This window comes from Ralstonia pickettii (assembly GCF_016466415.2).
Classification (GTDB): Bacteria; Pseudomonadota; Gammaproteobacteria; order Burkholderiales; family Burkholderiaceae; genus Ralstonia; species Ralstonia pickettii.
Genome location: NZ_CP066771.1, coordinates 3,306,559 through 3,326,057, shown reverse-complemented (window position 1 = coordinate 3,326,057; position 19,499 = coordinate 3,306,559). Strand labels below are relative to the sequence as shown.

At 65.8% G+C, this 19,499-nt stretch carries 14 protein-coding genes; 9 read left to right on the top strand and 5 right to left on the bottom strand.

The genetic code is table 11. The features are described from left to right. The first annotated feature begins 29 nt into the window (after window positions 1-29). Both mrdA and rodA read left to right on the top strand, forming a co-directional pair. Window positions 30-2,435 (top strand): penicillin-binding protein 2, encoded by a 2,406-nt coding sequence (gene mrdA, locus RP6297_RS15725; protein WP_037028109.1) that lies wholly within the window; start codon window positions 30-32, stop codon window positions 2,433-2,435. A gap of 23 nt (window positions 2,436-2,458) precedes the next feature. Further along, a complete protein-coding gene (gene rodA / locus RP6297_RS15720) occupies window positions 2,459-3,610 on the top strand; it encodes a rod shape-determining protein RodA (RefSeq protein ID WP_015856077.1) in 1,152 nt (383 codons plus the stop codon). A 38-nt stretch (window positions 3,611-3,648) separates the two neighbouring features. On the opposite strand, the gene RP6297_RS15715 is transcribed toward rodA, so the two are convergent. Continuing rightward, window positions 3,649-5,337, bottom strand: a complete 1,689-nt coding sequence (locus RP6297_RS15715; RefSeq protein ID WP_037028110.1) for an AMP-binding protein — start codon at window positions 5,335-5,337, stop codon at window positions 3,649-3,651. A 452-nt stretch (window positions 5,338-5,789) separates the two neighbouring features. Here RP6297_RS15715 and RP6297_RS15710 point away from each other — a divergent pair, with 452 nt between their 5' ends. Beyond that, a complete protein-coding gene (locus RP6297_RS15710; RefSeq protein ID WP_009239399.1) occupies window positions 5,790-6,728 on the top strand; it encodes a LysR family transcriptional regulator in 939 nt (312 codons plus the stop codon). A gap of 73 nt (window positions 6,729-6,801) precedes the next feature. Here the strand turns inward: RP6297_RS15710 and RP6297_RS15705 are convergent, their stop codons facing one another. From RP6297_RS15705 to RP6297_RS15690, 4 genes are all read right to left on the bottom strand, one after another. Further along, window positions 6,802-9,432 carry a DNA topoisomerase III gene (locus RP6297_RS15705; protein WP_009239400.1) on the bottom strand — a complete coding sequence of 877 codons (2,631 nt, stop codon included), beginning with the start codon at window positions 9,430-9,432 and terminating at the stop codon, window positions 6,802-6,804. Window positions 9,433-9,685: 253 nt separating this feature from the next. Continuing rightward, window positions 9,686-10,066, bottom strand: a complete 381-nt coding sequence (locus RP6297_RS15700) for a thioredoxin family protein (protein WP_009239401.1) — start codon at window positions 10,064-10,066, stop codon at window positions 9,686-9,688. A 62-nt stretch (window positions 10,067-10,128) separates the two neighbouring features. After that, a complete protein-coding gene (dprA, locus tag RP6297_RS15695; protein ID WP_009239402.1) occupies window positions 10,129-11,334 on the bottom strand; it encodes a DNA-processing protein DprA in 1,206 nt (401 codons plus the stop codon). Between the two features lie 25 nt (window positions 11,335-11,359). Next, the gene (locus RP6297_RS15690; RefSeq protein ID WP_009239403.1) at window positions 11,360-12,547 is read right to left on the bottom strand and encodes a LysM peptidoglycan-binding domain-containing protein; all 1,188 of its coding nucleotides are present in this window, start codon (window positions 12,545-12,547) and stop codon (window positions 11,360-11,362) included. A 252-nt stretch (window positions 12,548-12,799) separates the two neighbouring features. On the opposite strand from RP6297_RS15690, the gene def reads away from it, so the two are divergent. The 6 genes from def to rsmB all read left to right on the top strand — a co-directional run bounded on the left by def (window position 12,800) and on the right by rsmB (window position 19,492). Next, window positions 12,800-13,315 carry a peptide deformylase gene (gene def / locus RP6297_RS15685; protein ID WP_009239404.1) on the top strand — a complete coding sequence of 172 codons (516 nt, stop codon included), beginning with the start codon at window positions 12,800-12,802 and terminating at the stop codon, window positions 13,313-13,315. 10 nt (window positions 13,316-13,325) lie between these two features. After that, window positions 13,326-15,350: an ArnT family glycosyltransferase gene (locus RP6297_RS15680; RefSeq protein ID WP_009239405.1), complete on the top strand. Its 2,025-nt coding sequence runs from the start codon at window positions 13,326-13,328 to the stop codon at window positions 15,348-15,350. A gap of 56 nt (window positions 15,351-15,406) precedes the next feature. Continuing rightward, window positions 15,407-16,390 (top strand): methionyl-tRNA formyltransferase, encoded by a 984-nt coding sequence (gene fmt, locus RP6297_RS15675; protein WP_009239406.1) that lies wholly within the window; start codon window positions 15,407-15,409, stop codon window positions 16,388-16,390. A gap of 31 nt (window positions 16,391-16,421) precedes the next feature. Then, a complete protein-coding gene (locus RP6297_RS15670) occupies window positions 16,422-17,078 on the top strand; it encodes a LysE family translocator (RefSeq protein WP_009239407.1) in 657 nt (218 codons plus the stop codon). Between the two features lie 118 nt (window positions 17,079-17,196). After that, the gene (gene htpX / locus RP6297_RS15665; RefSeq protein WP_009239408.1) at window positions 17,197-18,057 is read left to right on the top strand and encodes a zinc metalloprotease HtpX; all 861 of its coding nucleotides are present in this window, start codon (window positions 17,197-17,199) and stop codon (window positions 18,055-18,057) included. Between the two features lie 103 nt (window positions 18,058-18,160). Continuing rightward, window positions 18,161-19,492 (top strand): 16S rRNA (cytosine(967)-C(5))-methyltransferase RsmB, encoded by a 1,332-nt coding sequence (rsmB, locus tag RP6297_RS15660; RefSeq protein ID WP_009239409.1) that lies wholly within the window; start codon window positions 18,161-18,163, stop codon window positions 19,490-19,492. Window positions 19,493-19,499: the final 7 nt, after the last annotated feature.

Genomic DNA, 19,499 nt, shown 5'->3' with positions numbered 1-19,499 from the left:
ATGCGCCCCGCTATTCGCCCTCACCTGGCATGACCGAAATCCGCAACGTCGAACAGGAGCTGTCGCGCTTCCGCCTGCGGCTGGCGGCGGCCGCCCTGTTCGTGCTCGTCTGCTTCGGGCTGCTGCTGGCGCGCTTCTTCTGGCTGCAGCAGGTCAAGCACGAGCAGTACTCGGCCAAGGCGGAAGACAACCGCATTTCGGTCGCGCCCATCGAGCCCAACCGCGGCATCATCATGGACCGCAACGGCGTGGTGCTGGCGCGCAACTATTCGGCGTACACGCTGGAGATCACGCCTTCCAAGCTGCAGGACACGCTCGATAACACGATCGACCAGCTTGCCCAGGTGGTCGATATCCAGCCGCGCGACCGCCGTCGCTTCAAGCGCCTGATGGAAGATGCGCGCAGCTTCGAGAGCCTGCCGATCCGCAGTCAGCTGACGGACCAGGAAGTCGCGCGCTTTTCGGCGCAGCGCTTCCGCTTTCCGGGCGTGGACGTGCATGCGCGGCTGTTCCGCCAATACCCGCTGGGCGAATCGGCGTCGCACGTGATCGGCTACATCGGCCGTATCTCCGAGCGCGACCTGGACCGCATCGACAACATGAGCGATGCCAACAGCCAGCCTGGCGTGACGTATGACCCGCGCAAGGATTCGAATAACTACAGCGGCACGGAATACATCGGCAAGGTCGGCATCGAGCAGAGCTACGAAACCGAGCTGCACGGCCTGACCGGCTACGAAGAGGTGGAAGTGAGCGCGGGCGGGCGGCCGATCCGCACGCTGTCGACCTCGCAGGCAACGCCGGGCAACAACCTGATCCTGTCGCTCGACATCAACCTGCAGCGGCTGGCCGAGCAACTCTTCGGCAACCGGCGCGGCGCCCTGGTGGCGATCGAGCCGGAAACGGGCGACATCCTCGCCTTCGTCTCCAAGCCAACGTTTGATCCGAACCTGTTCATTGAAGGGATCGACAGCGCGACCTGGAATGAGCTGAACAACTCGCCGGACAAGCCGCTGCTGAACCGCCCGCTGCGCGGCACGTATCCGCCGGGCTCGACGTACAAGCCGTTCATGGCGCTGGGCGCGCTGGAGCTGGGCAAGCGCACGCCGCAGTGGGGCATGGCTGATCCGGGCTCGTTCACGCTCGGCAACCACACCTTCCGCGACGACGTGCCGGGCGGGCACGGCTGGGTCGACATGTACCGCTCCATCGTGGCGTCGTGCGACACGTATTACTACCGGCTCGCCAACGACATGGGCGTCAATGCCATCCACGATTTCATGAAGCCGTTCGGCTTCGGGCAGGTCACGGGCATCGACATCGAAGGCGAGCGCACCGGCATCCTGCCCTCCACGGACTGGAAGCGCAAAGCCTACAAGCGCCCCGAGCAGCAGAAGTGGTACGACGGCGAAACCATCTCGCTGGGCATCGGCCAGGGCTACAACAACTTCACCATCCTGCAGCTCGCGCATGCGATTTCGACGCTGGCCAACAACGGCGTGGTGATGAAGCCCCACCTGGTGAAGGCGGTTGAAGATTCGCTGTCCAAGTCGCGCGCGCTGACGGTGCCGACGGAGAGCTATCGCATTCCGCTCAAGCAGGCCAACATCGACGTGATCAAGCGCGCCATGGTGGGCGTGAACCAGGCCGGTACGGCGGCAAAGGCGTTCATCGGCGCGCAATACGTGTCGGCGGGCAAGACCGGTACGGCGCAGGTGTACTCGCTGGGCAAGAACGAGAAGTACAACCACCACGCCATTCCCGAGAACAAGCGCGACCATGCGCTGTTCGAGGCTTTCGCACCGGCGGACCATCCGAAGATCGCGCTGGCGCTGATCGTGGAAAACGCGGGCTTCGGCGCTGCCTCGGCCGCGCCGATTGCACGTGCGGTCATGGACTACTACCTGACCGGCAAGTGGCCCGCCGAGCTGGCTGCCACCGCGCCGAAACCCCAGCAGCAACCGCCAGTGGATACGCCCAGCGTGTTCTCGACGGGCAAGACGGCCACCATCGCCAGCGCCACTGCCGCGCCGGCGGTGGCTGCAGAGCCGGCATCCGGGGTCACATCCGCTTCAGGCACGGCAGCCTCCTCCGCCACTGCCGTGGCCGCCGCTTCGGCGCCGACCGCGTCGTCGGTTCCGGCGGGCGCCGCACGCAGCGTGCCGCCGCTCTCGCCCGACCTGCTGGCACCGGCCCTGCGCGAGGCCGGCACCAGCGCCGAAGCTGTCGCCCCGGCCACGCTGGACGCCCAAGTGCTGCAAGCGCTGTCGCATGCACAACCGGCACCCGAACTGCCGCCGCGCGGACGGGGCAACGCCGCCGCACCGGCTTCGGCTCCGGCCACCACCCCCAAGGGTGCGAAGGACGCCAAGCCCGGCAACAAGCCGGCGTCGAAGCCCGCGCAGAAACCGGCCTCCAAGCCGGCCGCGCCCTGATATTTGCGCTTGAGGATTTCGCCATGGACAAACTGGACAAGCGCCGCATATTCAACGTCATCAAGTCGCTCTTCACCGGCTTCGACGGCCCGCTGGCGCTGATCGTCTTCCTGCTGCTCGGGACGGGATTGGTGGCCCTGTATTCGGCCGCCATCGACATGCCGGGCCGGGTGGAAGACCAGGTCCGCAACATCCTGCTGTCGTTCGTGCTGATGTGGATCATCGCCAACCTGCCGCAGCAGACACTGATGCGTTTTGCCGTGCCGCTCTACACCGTGGGCGTGGCGCTGCTGATTGGCGTGGCGGCGTTCGGGCTGATCCGCAAGGGCGCGCGGCGGTGGCTCAATATCGGCGTGGTGGTGCAGCCTTCCGAGATCATGAAGATCGCCATGCCGCTGATGCTGGCGTGGTACTTCCAGAAGCGCGAGGGCGTGATCCACTGGTACGACTATCTGGCGGCCGCCTTGCTGCTGCTGATTCCCGTCGGGCTCATCGCCAAGCAGCCCGACTTGGGCACCGCGCTGCTGGTCCTGGCGGCAGGCATCTACGTGATCTACTTCGCCGGGCTGTCTTGGCGGCTGATCGTGCCGGTGCTGGTGGTTGCTGTCACGGCGATCACGTTGGTGGTGTCGTTCGAATCGCGCATTTGCGCGCCGGGCGTGAACTGGCCGATCCTGCACGACTACCAGCAACACCGCGTCTGTACGCTGCTCGACCCGACCACCGACCCGCTGGGCAAGGGCTTCCACACCATCCAGTCGATCATCGCCATCGGCTCGGGCGGCGTGACGGGCAAGGGATGGCTGAAGGGCACGCAAACCCACCTGGAGTTCATCCCCGAGAAGCACACCGACTTCATCTTCGCGGTGTATTCAGAGGAATTCGGGCTGGTGGGCAACGGCGTGCTGCTGTTCCTCTATCTGCTGCTGATCTTGCGCGGGCTCTTCATTGCCGCCAATGCGGGCACACTGTTCGGGCGCCTGCTGGCAGGGTCGATCACGCTGATCTTCTTCACCTACGCCTTCGTCAACATGGGCATGGTGAGCGGCATCCTGCCTGTGGTGGGCGTGCCGCTGCCGCTCATCAGTTACGGGGGGACGGCGCTTGTCACGCTGGGCATGGGCATCGGCATCCTGATGAGCATCGCCCGACAGAAACGCTTCGTACAGACCTGAAAAAAAACGGCCGCCAGAATTGGGCGGCCGTTTTGCTTTCAGGCGGCGACGGCTTCTTCGCGCAGCAACCTTCGCAGCACCTTGCCCGTTGCGGTGGCGGGCAGCGCATCGTGGAACTTCACGCGCCGCGGCACCTTGTATGGCGCCATGTTGTCGCGCGACCATGCAATCAGCTCGGCTTCCGAGAGCGTCACGCCGCTCATCGGTACCACGTGCGCGCACACGACTTCGCCCTTGTCGGGATCGGGAATGGGCGTCACGGCCACTTGGCGGATGCCGGGGTGGCGCGACAGCAGCGCCTCGACCTCTTCCGGGAACACGCTGTAGCCCGACACCTTGATCATTTCCTTGATGCGCCCCTGCCATTGCAGGTAGCCGTCGGGCGAGACCTGACCGATATCGCCGGTGCGCAGAAAACCGTTGTGCAGGACGGCGCGCGTGGCCTCGTCGCGCTGCCAGTAGCCGCGGAACACGCCGGGGCTGCGGATGGTGATCTCACCCGCTTGGCCGGGCGGCAATTCTGCGCCGGTGTGCGGGTCGACGATGCATACCTCGGTCTGCGGGACGATCTTGCCGTGCCATCCCCAGCGCGGAGCCTCGGCGGGCGTGATGGCGTCGCAGGTGTGGGTTTCCGACAGCCCATAGGCCGCTTCGTAGATGCGGCATTGCGGGCCGGCAAAAGCACGCCACTGCTCGGCAATCGCTTCGGTCAGGGTGACACCGAAGCTGGTGCATGGGTTGGCCACCAAGGATTCCATGCGGTACTGCGCCGCGTCCGGATGCGCCATGACCGCCAGATTCATCGGCGTCATGCTGTACCAGCGTGTCACGCGGTAGCGGTCGATCGCCTGCAGCACGGCCAGAGGATCGAACCGATAGAGCAGGATGGTCGTCGCACCGGAGTACAGCATCACGTTCATGCCCATCAGCATGCCGGCGATATGAGACAGCGGCGCCACCGCCAGCATCACGTCCGCGGCATGGATGCCGCTGACCTGCACCGTGACGGCGGTCTTGTACAGTGCGTTGCGGTGCGTGAGCATGGCGCCCTTCGGGCGGCCGGTGGTGCCCGACGTGTAGACCATCAGCGCAACGTCGTCCAGGCTCACCTCGATAGCCGCCACCGCGTTGCGCTCGGCCACATCCACGGGCTCAGCCATCAACTGCATCAGGTCAAGCTGCGCGGCGCCCGGCCTGTTCTTGAGCGGCGGCGCCGACGAGGCATCGGCGGCAATCAACTCGGGCGGCACGGCCAGCGCCTTACGGCAGGCCGGCTGCGAAGGCTGCAGATCGGCATAGCGCGTCGTGATGACGGTCGTGACCGACGTCCCCGGCCTGGCGGCCTCGACGATCGGCATCAGGTCTGCCGCGGCCACCAGAATCTTGGCGCCGGAATCGGCCAGTTGGTCGCGCAGCTCGTGTTGGCGCGACAGCGGCCCGCACGGCACAACGATGCCGCCCAGCTTGGCCGTGGCCAGATGCGCCACGATGGCTTGCGGACAATTGTGCAAAAACAATGCAACGCGGTCGCCGCGTGTCACGCCCAAGCGCCGCAGCTGCACCGCCAGCCGTGTCGAGGCCTGATCCAGCTCCCGCCAGCAGATCGTGCGGCCATACCACAACAGGGCGATGCGCTCGGGCGTCTGCTGCGCATGGTGGGCGCAATACCGGTGCAGCGGCATCTCGCCTGCCAGATAATTGACCGGTTCGCGGTTCTGGATGGTCATGTGGTGTCTCCTCGGCCGCCGGCATCGCGGGGCGACACATCGGCCGTGATGGCTGCCCTCGTTGCGGGGCGCTCATGCGGGTCAGGGTTCGCGGCATCCATCGTTCGAGTATGGCGAAGCCGTCTGGCTACCGTCGCACCGATTTGCGCAAGACCCTGTTCCACCCACGATTTGGGCCGAACCTGACCTCGCGCAAGACGAATCCCACAAAAATCTACCGTTCGGTATAGAGTCTCGGCGCAAATCAGCTGTTGCGTCAATCGGTGAGAAGTCGGATACGCAGCCCCGGCAATGAAACATCGCAAACGCAAATTGCGTCGGCATTCTTACATGAGCGTGTGCTCACATTCAAGGATTGCCCCTAGGCAGTGAATTGCTTGTGACAATATTAAATATTTGCTGTCGTGACAGATTTGTTCTATTTTTGACAACAAATTATGTGAGAGGCTGGAATGGATCGTTTGCAGTCGATGCGGGTGTTTTCCAAGGTGGTGGAGCTTGGCAGCTTCGCCCGGGCAGCCCAGCATCTGTCGATGAGCAATGCCGTGGTCACGCGCTACGTGGCCGACCTGGAGGCGCATCTGGGCACGCGCCTGCTCAACCGCACCACGCGCAGCCTGTCGCTGACCGATGTGGGCGAAACCTACCTGCAGCGCTGTGCGCAGATCCTGCTCGACATTGACGAGGCCGAATCGCTGGCCACCTCGCGCAGCCAGGCGCTGGTCGGTGGCCTGCGCATCGTCGCGCCCGTCATGTTCGGGCTGCACGTGCTGCCCATGCTGCTGGCGCGCTTCCAGCAGCTCTATCCCGAGGTGACGTTTGACGTGGCGCTGTCCGATCGCCCGATCGACATCGTCGAGGATGGCCGCGACGTCGGCATCATGGTTTCAGAACTCGGCCTTGGCTCGCACCTGGTCGCACGCCGAATGATTTCCGCCGAGATGGTCATGGCCGCCACGCCAGCCTACCTCCGCCAGCATTCCACGCCCCAGCGCGCCGAAGATATTGCCGAGCACCGCGTCATCGCCATGTGGCATCCGCAACTGCGTCACGAATGGGAGATGAGCACGCCCGACGGCCAGTCGATCTCGGTGCCGGTGCAGCCCTCGCTCGTCACCAGCAATGCCGAACTGATGCACCGCGCCGTGCTCGCCGACATGGGCATCGCGATTCTGTCGTCGTACATGGCCCGGCCGGATCTGGAGTCCGGACGTCTGGTGCGCGTGCTGCCGCAATACAAGTTGCCGCACCGGTCGCTGTCGCTGGTGTACCCCAGTCGCAAATTCCTGCCGACAAAGGTCCGCACGTTCATCGATTACATGCTGGCGCAGGCGATGGAGGTCAAGCACAGCGAAGCGCGCGCCGGCCGCGGCCTGAGCGAAGCCGCGTAAGCCGAGCCGCATCGCCAAAACAAAACGGGAGGACAGTGTCCTCCCGTTTGCATTGATGCTTGCGAAACCGCGATCAGGTTTCGCTGGTGCTTTCCTCGTCGGCCTCGGCTTCAGCGGCTTTCTTGCGCGCCGGGGCCTTCTTGGCAGCCGTCTTGCTTGCGGTCTTGGCGGGCGCCTTCTTTGCAGCGGGCGTCTTGGCCGCAGCCGTCGTCTTCTTCGCCGCCGTCTTGGCACCGGGCTTGCCCTTGCCTTCGCCACGCGGCTCGAATTCGAAGCCGATCTTGCCGTCCGGCTGCTTGACGAGGAACGCCTTGAAGTTGCGCCCTGTGCGCGCCGACTTGAAGCCGGTCAGCAGGTCCGTCTTGCCTTCGGTCAGCAGCTTGGCCAACTGCTCGCGGCTGATTTCCTGCTGCAGGATGATCTTGCCGGTGGTGAAGTCGCAGGTCTTGGGCTGCGCCACGGCGTTCTCGCACACGTACTTCAGGCCGTGCTCGTAGACGTTACCATTGCACTTCGGGCAGTGGCCGACGCTTTCCTGGCCGGAGAAATCGACCGGCTCGCCATCGTCTTCGTCGTTCTGGCCGAAGTCGAACTCCATCTTCCAGTGACCGTCTTCCTGCGCCAGCTTGAGGATGGCCGCAAACGGTCGGCCCATCTTGCTGCGGAAACCCTGCAGCGGGCCGATGGTCTTGTTGGTCAGCAGCTCTTCCACCTCGTCCAGCTCGAACTGGCGTCCACCCGGAATCTTGCTGATCGAGAAGTCGCAGTGGCTGCACGCGAAGCGGCGGTAGTTTTCCTTGACCACGTGCCCGCATTGCGGACAGGGCGTGGAAAGCGTCGCATAGTCGCCGGGGATGGTGTCGCTGTCGTATTCCTTCGCGCGCTTGACGATCTGCTGCGTCATCTGCGCGATCTCGCGCATGAATTCGTCGCGCTCCAGCTGACCACGCTCGATGAGGGAAAGCTTGTGCTCCCAGCCGCCGGTCAACTCGGCTTGCGTCAGTTCTTCCACGCCCAGGCCGCGCAGCAGCGTCATCAGCTGGAAGGCCTTGGCCGTCGGGATCAGCTCACGGCCCTCGCGCACGAGGTACTTTTCCGTCAGCAGACCTTCGATGATGGCCGCGCGCGTGGCTGGCGTGCCCAGGCCCTTGCCGGCCATGGCTTCGCGCAGCGCGTCGTCGTCGACCAGCTTGCCGGCGCCCTCCATGGCAGAAAGCAGCGTCGCTTCGTTATAGCGTGCGGGTGGCTTGGTGGTCAGGCCCACCGGCTCGACCTTGTCCGTCTTGACCTTCTCGTCCTTGGCGACCGGCACGAGGTTGGCATCTTCGCCCTGCGCTTCGCGGCCGTACACGACCAGCCAGCCCGGGTTCACCAGCACCTTGCCTTCGGTCTTGAAGTGATGCCCCGCCACCTCGGTAATCCGCGTGGTGACTTGGTATTCGGCGGCCGGGAAGAACACCGCCAGGAAGCGGCGCACCACCAGGTCGTACAGTTTCTGCTCGGGCTCCGAGAGGTTCTTCGGCGCCTGCAGCGTCGGGATGATGGCGAAGTGATCGCTGATCTTGCTGTTGTCGAAGATCCGCTTGTTCGGCTTGACCCACTGGTTGGCGAGAATCTTCTTCGCGTGCGTCAGGTAGTTGGGCGAGCTTTCGCCCAGCATGTCCAGCGTCTGCTTGACCGTGCCCAGGTAGTCTTCGGGCAGCGCGCGCGAATCGGTACGCGGGTAGGTCAGCACCTTGTGCTTTTCATACAGCGCCTGCGCCAGGCCCAGCGTGTTCTTGGCCGAGAAGCCGAAGCGGCCGTTGGCCTCGCGCTGCAGGCTGGTCAGGTCGAACAGCGCCGGCGACATCTGCGTTGACGGCTTCGACTCTTCGGTCACGGTGCCCGGCTTGTCGCGACACGCGGCCACGATGCTTTTGGCCTCGGCCTCGCTCCACAGACGCGAATCGCGTTGCTCTGGATCGAACTCGTTCTTCTTGAACTTCGGGTCGAACCAGCGGCCTTCGTACAGGCCGGCCGCGGCGATGAACTCGGCGCGCACTTCCCAGTAATCGCGCGGCACGAAGCGTTTGATCTTCTCTTCGCGCTCCACCACGATCGACAACGTGGGCGTTTGCACGCGGCCCACGGTGGTCAGGAAGAAGCCGCCGCCCTTGCTGTTGAACGCCGTCATGGCGCGCGTGCCGTTGATACCGACGAGCCAATCGGCCTCGGAACGGCAGCGCGCGGCGTCCGCTAGCGGCATCATGTCTTCGTTGCTGCGCAGCTTGCCAAAGCCATCACGGATGGATTGCGGCGTCATCGACTGGAGCCACAGTCGCTTTACCGGCAGCTTGGTGTTTGCATGTTGCGCGATCAGGCGGAAGATCAACTCGCCTTCGCGCCCCGCGTCACATGCGTTGATCAGACTGGTCACGTCCTTGCGCTTGATCAGGCGCGTCAGCACCTTCAGGCGCGACTCGGACTTGGCGATCGGGCGCAGATCAAAGTGCGGCGGGATCACGGGCAGGTGAGCGAAGCTCCATTTACCGCGCTTGACTTCGTATTCATCCGGCGCGGCAATCTCGACCAGGTGGCCAACCGCCGAGGAGAGGACGTAGTCGTCGCTCTCAAAGTACTCGTCGTGCTTGGTGAAGCCACCCAGCGCGCGCGCGATATCAGCGGCGACCGACGGTTTTTCGGCAATGATGAGAGCCTTGGACATGTGAGCGGATCCTGGCGATCGCAAGTGATCGGGTAAAGAAGAAGTCGCTTTTCTATAACGACCGTTCGCGTGTTTTTTTAGAGTCTTATGGCAACGCCTGCCGACTTCAAGTGCCGGCGACGCTTGTCAGCGCGCCCATTTGGGCGTCCTTCATGTTCGGCCGGCCCAAATTTGGCCGCCAATCATAAGCGCGGTTCCTTTTCAGGCGCAATAGAGTGGCGCATGCGGCGCTCCGCCCTGTCAAGACTTGGAATCACGCCGATTCCAACAGCCAGCCTCGCAAGTCCGGGGCCGCCGGTACCGCGGGAGCAACGCCCAGATCACGCGAAATCAATCCTTCAACAACGCCCGCGTGAGGCAGGACCGGGCCGAAAAACAACACATCGCTCCCTCGCTGCACCAGCAGGGTCGGAAAGTTTTCCACGTCGAAATCGCCCAGCGCGTCGGCATGGTCTTCCACATCGACCCAGACGAAGCAGCACTCCGGATGCCGCTGCGCCAGCTCAGTGAAGGTCGTGCGATAGCTGCGGCACGTGCCGCACCACTCTGCGCACAGGCACGCGACCAGCAGTTGCCCGGAGCGAATGCCCGCGTGGAGCGCAGCGGCGTCGGAGTCGGGCGAGAGCAGTGGCATGAAAAACGGGGCTGAACGATAAGCGGCGTGGCGAAGGGGCCGCGCCTATTGTAGGCACGCTTTTACGGAAGCCGCAGGAAGCGCCCGCCGGGCTGACGCTCGACGCGGCTATCAAGCTCCAGCGCCAGGAGCTGTGAAGAGAGCGCGGCCGCTGCCTGCCCGGTGCGCTCACACAAGGTATCCAGATCGACGGGATCAAAGCCGAGCGCGCCGAGTAGCGCCGTTTCGGCGGCACTCGGCGCCGCGCGGGCGGGGGCCGGCGCAGCCTCAGGTGGCTGGACCGTAGCCGTACGCGTCGCACGTTTGGCCGGCGCTGCAGCACGCCCCCAGCCGAGTTCGTCGAGGATATCGGCGGCGGTTTCCACCAGCTTGGCGCCCTGCTTGATCAGCAGGTGGCAGCCCTTGGCCAGCGGCGAATGGATCGACCCGGGAATCGCAAACACATCGCGCCCCTGCTCGGCCGCCAGCCGCGCCGTGATCAGCGAGCCGGACTGCGCAGCCGCTTCCACCACCAGCAGCCCGCGCGCCAAGCCGGAGATCAGTCGATTGCGGCGCGGGAAGTTCTCGGCACGTGCGCCCATGCCGAGCGGGTATTCGGAGATGATGACGCCAGCCTCGGCAATGCGATGCGCCAGCACCCGGTTGCGGGCCGGGTAAACAATATCCAGCCCTGTCCCCACGACTGCGATGGTGCTTCCCGGGCCGGCCAGCGCGCCCTCATGCGCGGCCGCATCGATGCCGAGCGCCAGGCCCGACACGACGGTCACGCTCGCCGCCGACAGCGCCTGGGAAAACGCCCGGGCGTTGTCGATACCGGCCGCCGTGGCGCTGCGCGCGCCCACCACACCCACCGCGGCGGCGCGCAGCAGGGAGGCGTCGCCCTTGGTGTACAGGAGGGTCGGCGGGTCCGGCAGTTCGAGCAGGCGGGGCGGGTAGCCGCGATCGGCCAGCGTGAAAATGGCGTTGCCCGGCTCGTTCACCCAGGCGACGGTGCGCTCGATCAGCGCCGCGAGCGTGCCGTCGGGCTCGGCGAGCACCGCGCGCGCTTGCCGCTCCGGGAGCACCTTGGCGAGCGCGGCATATGGCTGGGCGAAGATATCTTGCGGCAACCCGAAAGCCGCCAGCAATTGCCGCGCGGCAACGGGCCCAACGCCGGGGGTTTCAGTCAGACGCAACCACGCAGCCAGTTCAGCCGGATCGCGCGTGCAGGAGAGGGCGGCAGTGGAATCGGCCGCGGCGGGCGCCGCGGCCTGGGAGGCATCGGTCAAATCGAGGACTGCGGTAGCGCGTAGTTCAAGGTTGCTGCGACATCGGGTTGCTGACACTGTCGCCCACTTCCACGGCGTTCGACGCGTCCGTCACCAGCGCATAGGCCACGTGCGGGAACACGCGGAACACGAAGGCCAGGCCATAGCGCTCTGCGGGCAGCTGCACGGCTTCGTTGCCGGCCGTCGCGTCCTTCACGACGGCGCCGGCGCGTGCCAGCGACAGCACGTGACCCGGCTCCAGCCCCTGCTGGCTGCCGATGTTCAGCACAACCACCTGGTCGGTACCGCCAAAGCGTACGCCGCCGGTCACCTTGGCGACCGCGCCGTGCATGTCGCCTTCCGGCGCATGCGGCACATAGCGCACCGGCACGCGCGGGGGCAATGGCATCAGTTGCGAGCCGACGCCCATTTCTTCCTTGGACGACAGCACTTCCATCTTGGTCACCGCCTGCGGACCGGTCGCCGCGCGCACCACGCGCAGCGTACCGAGGAAGTCGGCTTCATAGCCGAGCACGTTGCCCGTCACCGGATCCTTGAGCGGACGGACTGGGCGATACGCCTGCCATTCGGTACCGGCCTGGCCGCCTTCGCCCTGCGGCAGGCCGCGGGCATAGGCGTTCTCGCCCTTGCCAAGATAAACGCGGCCTTCAGGCAGCGAAAAGATGCGCGCCGGCGTGGCCAGCGTGTCTTCATCCACCACGATCGGCTGGGTCAGGAACGGCTCGATGGCGGCGGAGGGAATGCTGGAGATGGCGTCACCGTCCTGCCCCGACACGCGGGTATGCGGCGACAGGCGCACCGTGCTGCCATCCGCCGATGCCGGCGAACTCGACAGCCATGCGCGGCCATTCGCGTGATGCAGATACAGGATCTGGCCCGGGTAGATCAGATGCGGGTTGCGGATCTGCTCGCGGTTCATGCCCCACAGCTCGGGCCAGCGATAAGGCCGCTTCAGGTACTTGCCCGAGATCGCCCAGAGCGTGTCACCACGGCGCACGGTGTACTGCGCTGGCGCGGTGGCGGACAGTTCGGTTTCAGGGATGCCCGCTTGAGCAGCGGTCACGGCCTGCGCCTGTTGCGCCGGCGTCACAGTGCGCTCGGCGGCGTGGGCGGTGCCCATGCAGAAAAGCGCTGCCGCGGCAAGCGCCGATAGGGCGCAAACGTAAGGCTGGCGCGCTTTCGTGGCTGTTTGCACGGCGGGCTGAGAGTGCATCGGTGTGTTACGATGGCGCATTATTCTATGAAGAATCGGCGGGTGGTCCGCGTGCCTGTTCGACGCCTCACCGCCGCGGCTGTACGCAGTTCTGCGCTGCAGCAAGAGGGGTATGGCATCCAACATTCGTCAGGCTTTTTCCTAAGCCATGTGGCGGATAGCGTCCCCGATTCTGCATGACATTCCAGGCGATCGCAATTGAAGGCAACCCCTCGTTAGCGTGGCCTTCAGCAACCGTTGTTGCCAAGCATCATGGCCCTACTGAATATCCTGCAATACCCTGATCCGCGGCTGCATAAAGTCGCCAAGCCGGTTGCCGTTGTGGATGACCGCATCCGCAAACTCGTCGCCGATATGGCCGAGACCATGTATGAGGCACCCGGAGTGGGCCTGGCCGCCACGCAGGTCGACGTGCACGAGCGCGTGATCACCATCGACGTGTCCGAGTCGCGAGACGAGCTGCGCGTGTTCATCAACCCGGAGATCCTCTGGGCAAGTGACGAGCACAAGGTCTGGGACGAAGGCTGCCTGTCGGTGCCTGATATCTATGACAAGGTCGATCGCCCGGCCCGTGTGCGCGTGCGGGCACTAAACGAAAAGGGCGAAACGTTCGAACTGGAGGCCGACGACCTGCTGGCCGTGTGCATCCAGCACGAGATGGATCATCTGATGGGCAAGGTCTTCGTCGAATACCTCTCGCCGCTCAAGCAGACGCGCATCCGGTCCAAGCTCAAGAAGCACCAACGCGACGCGGCGCCCCAGCGTTGAACGCGTTCCGATGCCTGCCGACGCCGACGCGCGCCCTCGCTCCATCCCACTGATGCCGATCGCTACCGCCAAAGCAGGCACCCACGTAAGCCCGCGTCGCCTGTCGGCGCTGCTGGTGAGGCATTGGCGCGCCGTCGTCGTGCTGATGCTGTGCGCGTATTTTGTTGCCGGCACGTTCTGGCGCGCGCCATGGAAGGCCGACGAGCCGTATTCCTTCGGCATCGTCATCAATATCATCGAGCGCGGCGACTGGGTCATCCCCAATGTCGCCTTCGAGCCGTTCGTCGAAAAACCCCCGCTGATGTACTGGACGGGCGCGCTGGCCGCGCTGGCGCTGCCCGATATGCCGCCGCACGAAGCCGTGCGCTTGGCGGTGCTGTTCTGGATGGCGCTGACGTGCTTGGCGGTTTGGCGCACGGCACGACTGCTGCGCAGCGAAGCGCGCGACTGGCGCTTGCGTGTCGGGGCAGACCTCGCGCGCGGCCGCCCAGGGTTGACGCTGGCCGCTCGCCGGGAAGCCGGCCTCGACGCGGGCGGCGCCGCACTGCGTGACTATGCGCTGGGCGCGCTGCTTCTGTTTGCTGGCTGCATCGGGCTGGTCGAGCACGTCCACAAGTTCATTGCCGATGTCCCGCAACTGGCTGGCACTGCGATCGCCCTCTATGGCCTCGTCCGCTTCGTCAAAGAGAGCGAGACCGGAGGCGCGACGGGCGTCGACGTCCTGCGCCCCGCGCTGTGGTTCGGCACGGGCATCGGTGTGGCGTTCCTGGGCAAGGGCGTGCTCGTGCCGGGCTTGTTCGCGATCACCCTGCTGGCGGCAATCGCGCTATTGCCGGATTTCAGGAACCGCCAGGCTTGGCGCTTCTATGGACTTTCGCTGCTGGTGGCCCTTCCGTGGCTGGCGATCTGGCCGGCCATCTTCTGGCACGAATCGCCCGACCTGTTTATCGAATGGTTCTGGGTCAACAACCTGGGCCGCTTCTTCGGCTTCTCGCATCTGGGCGGCGAAAAAGGGTCGCTGACGACCACCATCCGATCGATCTTCCTGACCGGCACGCCCGCTGTGTGGCCGGCGGTGGCCGTGCTGGGCGTGTCGCTATACAAGCTCGCGCGGCAACGCGGACGCGGCGCGCGCACGGCGTGGCTGCTGCCGTATCAGGGGCACCTTGTCGTTTCGCTGTTCGTGCTGGCGACGATTGCCGTGGTGCTGCGCTCGGCCGTCCTGCGCGATGTTTACTTGATGCCGCTGCAACCGGCGCTGGCCGTGCTGGGCGCGCCGATGCTGCTGCTGATTGCGCCCGCATGGCGCGCGCGTGCATGGGGCGCAGCGGTAACGTTGTTTGGTGTGCTCGGGCTGGTGGTCTGGGCCGTGTGGGGCGCGCTCGTTACCAGCGGCGGGCAGCTACTGCCGGGCTGGCTGGCCAAGATGCTGGGCCGCGTGCTGCCATTGCCGTATGACATGCTGGTCCACCCGTGTGCCGTATTGGCGGCAGGGGCAATCACGGCGCTGTGGGCCATCTGCGTGTGGCTGCGGCCCGCGCGCTCAGGCGTGGTCGCATGGGCGGCAGGCCTGGGTATGGTGTGGGGCCTGCTCGGCACCCTGCTGATGCCGTGGGTGGACGACGCCCGCAGCTACCGACCGCTGTTCCAGGCGATCAAGCCGGTGCTCCAATCCGCGCAGATCTGCGTGGCCACACGCGGCATGGGCGAAAGCGAGCGCGCGTTGATGCACTACGAAACCGGCGTGCGCCCCGTCAAATGGCTGCTGGGCCACAGCGGCGCCGGCGACGATCACCGCCCCAACCCGATCGCGCGCACCTGCGACCTGATACTGGTGCTCGAAAAACGCCCGGAACACGCCCGACGCCGCCCGCACGGCGACAATTGGGAAATGGTCTGGCGCGGCAGCCGTCCGGGCGACACCAACGAAACCTTCTCGCTGTTCCAGCGGCGCGGCAATGGGGGGCCGGAGGCGTTGCCATCGCCCGAGCCCATCGTGCCGCTGGCCGACACCCCGTATCGCGGCCGTCGTTAGGCCAATGCGCTACGCTGTCGTGTAGCGCGCTTCCCCTCGTTTTCCGTTTCCCATCCATGACGTCCACCCTTCGCGTAGCGTTTGCCGGCACGCCTGAATTTGCGCAGATTGCCCTGGCGGCGATCCACCGGACCGGCTTTCCCGTCGTTGCCGTGCTGAGTCAGCCAGATCGTCCAGCCGGACGCGGCATGCAATTGCAGGCAAGCCCCGTCAAGCAGTACGCCGTCACGCATGGGTTCGCGCCGATCCTCCAGCCGCCGTCGCTACGTCGCACTGGCAAGTATCCACAGGAAGCCGCCGAAGCCATCGACGCCCTGGCCGCCCAGCGTCCTGACGTGATGGTCGTCGCAGCCTACGGCCTGATCCTGCCGCAGGAAGTGCTCGACCTGCCGCGCTTTGGCTGCATCAACATCCACGCGTCGCTGCTGCCGCGCTGGCGTGGCGCCGCGCCCATCCACCGTGCAATCGAAGCGGGCGACGCCGAATCGGGCATCACGCTCATGCAGATGGATGCGGGTCTGGACACCGGCGACATGATCGCCATGGAGCGCGTGCCCATCGGCCTGACCGACACGACCGGCACGCTGCACGACACGCTGGCCGCGCTCGGCGGACGCATGGTGGTTGAGGCGCTCGCCAAGCTGGCGCAGTACGGCAAGCTCCACGCCACGCCGCAGCCGGCCGAAGGCATCACGTACGCGGAGAAGATCGCCAAGGACGAAGCCGCGCTCGACTGGTCGCGCCACGCCGCCGCGCTGCTGCGCCAGGTGCATGCGTTCAATCCGTTTCCTGGCGCATCGGCCGCGCTGGATGGCGTGGCGATCAAGTTCTGGCAGGCGGAGGCGCTGGCCGATCGCCCGGCTGAGGCGGAACCCGGCACGGTACTCGCCGCCAATGCCGAGGGCGTCACCATCGCCTGCGGCGCCGGCGCGCTACGCGTGACGCAACTGCAAAAGCCAGGCGGCAAGCGCCTGCCCGCACGCGAATTCCTGCAAGGCCTCGCGATCCAGCCCGGCCAGCGCTTCGCATCGCGCGGCTAATCACGCCATCTATATAGAAGGGGATTTCGCCATGACCGCGCTGGGCATCGTCAATCTGCCGCTCTTCATGCTGGCCGTGTTTCTGCTGAACGTGACGCCAGGGCCTGACACGGCCTATATCGTCGGGCGTAGCGTCTCGCAAGGACGCGCGGCGGGGCTGCTGTCGTCGCTAGGGGTGTCGGCGGGCTGTTGCGTGCACGTGCTGGCGGTCGCGTTCGGGCTGACGGCGCTGCTCGCGGCGTCCACCGTGGCGTTCACGGTCATCAAGGTGGTCGGCGCGGCGTACCTGATCTATCTGGGCGGCCGCATGCTGCTGGCGCCGCCTGAACGTGATGACGCCACGGTCGAACAAGTGGAGACGCCCGCCGCCAAGCGCGCGCGTCCGCTCAAATCGTTGTTCATGCAGGGGTTCCTCACCAATGTGTTGAACCCGAAGGTCGTGCTGTTCTTCCTGTCGTTCTTCCCGCAGTTCGTCGATCCGCTCGCCGCCCACAAGGCGCTGGCGTTCCTGGCATTGGGGGCGGTGTTCATCGTCATGTCGACGATCTGGAACAGCCTTGTGGCTTGGGTCGCCGCGAGCGTCACGCGCCGCGTGGCGGGGAAGCCGGGGATCAAACGCTGGCTCGATCGCGTCGTGGGCACGGCGTTCATCGGCCTGGGCGCGCGGCTGGCCTTCACCACCCGTTGATGCGTCAAGCGTCATCTGCGGCGAAATATCGCGCAACTGCCGCGCAAACCCTTGAATTTTCAGCGATTATCGCGATCTAACGACTTCACACCCCAACACCCACAGGAGCCACGCCCCCATGTTCAACTGGATCAAGACCTTCATGTTGATGGCAGCGATCACCGCGCTGTTCATCGTCATCGGCGGCATGATCGGCGGACGCAGCGGGATGATGCTAGCGCTGCTGTTCGCGCTGGGCATGAATTTCTTCTCGTACTGGTTCTCCGACAAGATGGTCCTGCGCATGTACAACGCGCAGGAAGTCAACGAGACCAGCGCGCCGCAGTTCTATCGGATGGTGCAGGAGCTTGCCGGCCGCGCCGGCCTGCCCATGCCGCGCGTCTATCTCATCGACGAAGCGCAGCCCAATGCATTCGCCACCGGCCGCAACCCGGAGCACGCCGCCGTGGCCGCCACCACCGGCATCCTTAATATCCTGTCGGAACGCGAGCTGCGCGGCGTGATGGCGCACGAGCTGGCGCACGTACAGCACCGCGACATCCTGATCTCGACCATCTCGGCGACCATGGCCGGTGCGATCTCGGCGCTGGCGAACTTTGCCGTGTTCTTCGGCGGTCGCGACAGCGAGGGGCGCCCCGCCAACCCGATCGCCGGGATTGCGGTGGCGATCCTCGCGCCGCTGGCGGCATCGCTCATCCAGATGGCGATTTCCCGCGCACGCGAGTTTGAAGCCGACCGCGGCGGCGCGACCATCAGCGGCGACCCGCAGGCGCTGGCTTCAGCGCTGGACAAGATCCACCGCTACGCGGCCGGCATTCCGTTTGCCGCCGCCGAGGCCCACCCGGCCACCGCGCAGATGATGATCATGAACCCGCTGCACGGCGGCGGCCTCGCCAACCTGTTCAGCACGCACCCGGCCACGGAAGAGCGCATCGCGCGCCTGATGCAGATGGCGCAGACGGGGCAATATCCGGCGTAAAAGGGGCGGCCCGCCCGGGCGCTTCCTTTATACTTCCGCAGTCCGCACGAGCCCGCCCATCGCGGGCTCGTTGCATTTTGTCCGCCTGATTTCCTGCTGCCCGATGCGTCTGCCGCCCGATTCCCTCGCCCACGCCTTGTCGCTTGCCGCCGTTGCACTGGGCAAGCTGCGGCAGGGCACGGCATTGCCGCAAGCCATCGATGCCGTCTGCCAAGGGCAGCCCGCACCCGTGCGCGGCGCCGTGCAGGATCTCGCCTACCGCGCCACCCGATGGCTCGGCAGCACCGATTGGCTGATCCGCACGCTGATCCCGCGCCCGCCCGCCGAAGGCGCCGCCAATCTGCTGCGCGTGGCGCTCGCGCAATTGCTGGACGATCCACAGCCGTATGCACCGTTCACGGTGGTCGATCAGACCGTGACGGCCGCCTCGGCCGATCCGAAGCTTTCGCACGGCAAGGGCATGGTCAACGGCGTGCTGCGCCGCTTCCTGCGCGAGCAACATGCGCTGGTCGCAGACATGCAGGCGGATCCGTCGGCCGCCACCAACTACCCGATGTGGTGGATCGACGCCGTACGCAGCGCGTATCCCGACGCATGGCAAACCATCCTGGCCGCCGGCAACCGCCGCCCGCCGATGGTGCTGCGGGTGAACCCGCGCCGCATCGCTGTCAGCGCGTATCTCGCGCGCCTGGCCGAAGCCGGCATCGACGCCGAGCGCATCGGCGAGCAGGCCGTACGCCTTGCGCGTGCGGTGCCCGTTTCCGAACTCCCGGGCTTTGCCGACGGCGCTGTCTCCGTGCAGGACGCCGGTGCGCAACTGGCGGCAACGTTTCTGGACGTGGCACCCGGCCAGCGCGTGCTCGATGCCTGTGCCGCGCCCGGCGGCAAGACCGGCCATCTGCTGGAGCTGGCCGACGGCCTGGATGTGACGGCGCTTGAATCGGATGCCGCACGCGCCGTGCGCATCCACGAGAACCTCGCGCGCTTGAACCAGTCCGCCACCATTTGCGTGGGCGATGCGGCCAAACCCGACACCTGGTGGGACGGCCGGCCTTTCGACCGCATCCTGGCCGATGTGCCGTGCTCGGCCGCCGGCATCGTGCGGCGCCATCCGGACATCCGCTGGCTGCGCCGCCCGGCCGACCTGAAGGCACTGGCCGGACTGCAGCGGGACATCGTGCGCGCCCTCTGGGCATGCCTGAAGCCCGGTGGCAAGCTGGTTTATGTCACCTGTTCGATTTTTCCGACGGAAGGCGAAGACCAGGCCCAATGGTTTGAACGCCATCTGGAAGATGCGATACGATTGCACGCGCCCGGCCAGTTGCTGCCGGTCTCGCCCGACGCGGCGCAGACCAGCGGGTTCGCGGCCGGCGCGTCGCCCTTGCCGCTCGATCACGACGGCTTCTTTTACGCGGTTTTCCAGAAACGGCCTTGATGCACCG

Excerpts from the sequence above, each read along its gene's own strand:
- mrdA (WP_037028109.1), top strand. The coding sequence starts at position 30 with ATGACCGAAATCCGCAACGTCGAACAGGAGCTGTCGCGCTTCCGCCTG.
- rodA (WP_015856077.1), top strand. The coding sequence starts at position 2,459 with ATGGACAAACTGGACAAGCGCCGCATATTCAACGTCATCAAGTCGCTC.
- RP6297_RS15715 (WP_037028110.1), bottom strand. The coding sequence starts at position 5,337 with ATGACCATCCAGAACCGCGAACCGGTCAATTATCTGGCAGGCGAGATG.
- RP6297_RS15710 (WP_009239399.1), top strand. The coding sequence starts at position 5,790 with ATGGATCGTTTGCAGTCGATGCGGGTGTTTTCCAAGGTGGTGGAGCTT.
- RP6297_RS15705 (WP_009239400.1), bottom strand. The coding sequence starts at position 9,432 with ATGTCCAAGGCTCTCATCATTGCCGAAAAACCGTCGGTCGCCGCTGAT.
- RP6297_RS15700 (WP_009239401.1), bottom strand. The coding sequence starts at position 10,066 with ATGCCACTGCTCTCGCCCGACTCCGACGCCGCTGCGCTCCACGCGGGC.
- RP6297_RS15690 (WP_009239403.1), bottom strand. The coding sequence starts at position 12,547 with ATGCACTCTCAGCCCGCCGTGCAAACAGCCACGAAAGCGCGCCAGCCT.
- def (WP_009239404.1), top strand. The coding sequence starts at position 12,800 with ATGGCCCTACTGAATATCCTGCAATACCCTGATCCGCGGCTGCATAAA.
- RP6297_RS15680 (WP_009239405.1), top strand. The coding sequence starts at position 13,326 with ATGCCTGCCGACGCCGACGCGCGCCCTCGCTCCATCCCACTGATGCCG.
- fmt (WP_009239406.1), top strand. The coding sequence starts at position 15,407 with ATGACGTCCACCCTTCGCGTAGCGTTTGCCGGCACGCCTGAATTTGCG.
- RP6297_RS15670 (WP_009239407.1), top strand. The coding sequence starts at position 16,422 with ATGACCGCGCTGGGCATCGTCAATCTGCCGCTCTTCATGCTGGCCGTG.
- htpX (WP_009239408.1), top strand. The coding sequence starts at position 17,197 with ATGTTCAACTGGATCAAGACCTTCATGTTGATGGCAGCGATCACCGCG.
- rsmB (WP_009239409.1), top strand. The coding sequence starts at position 18,161 with ATGCGTCTGCCGCCCGATTCCCTCGCCCACGCCTTGTCGCTTGCCGCC.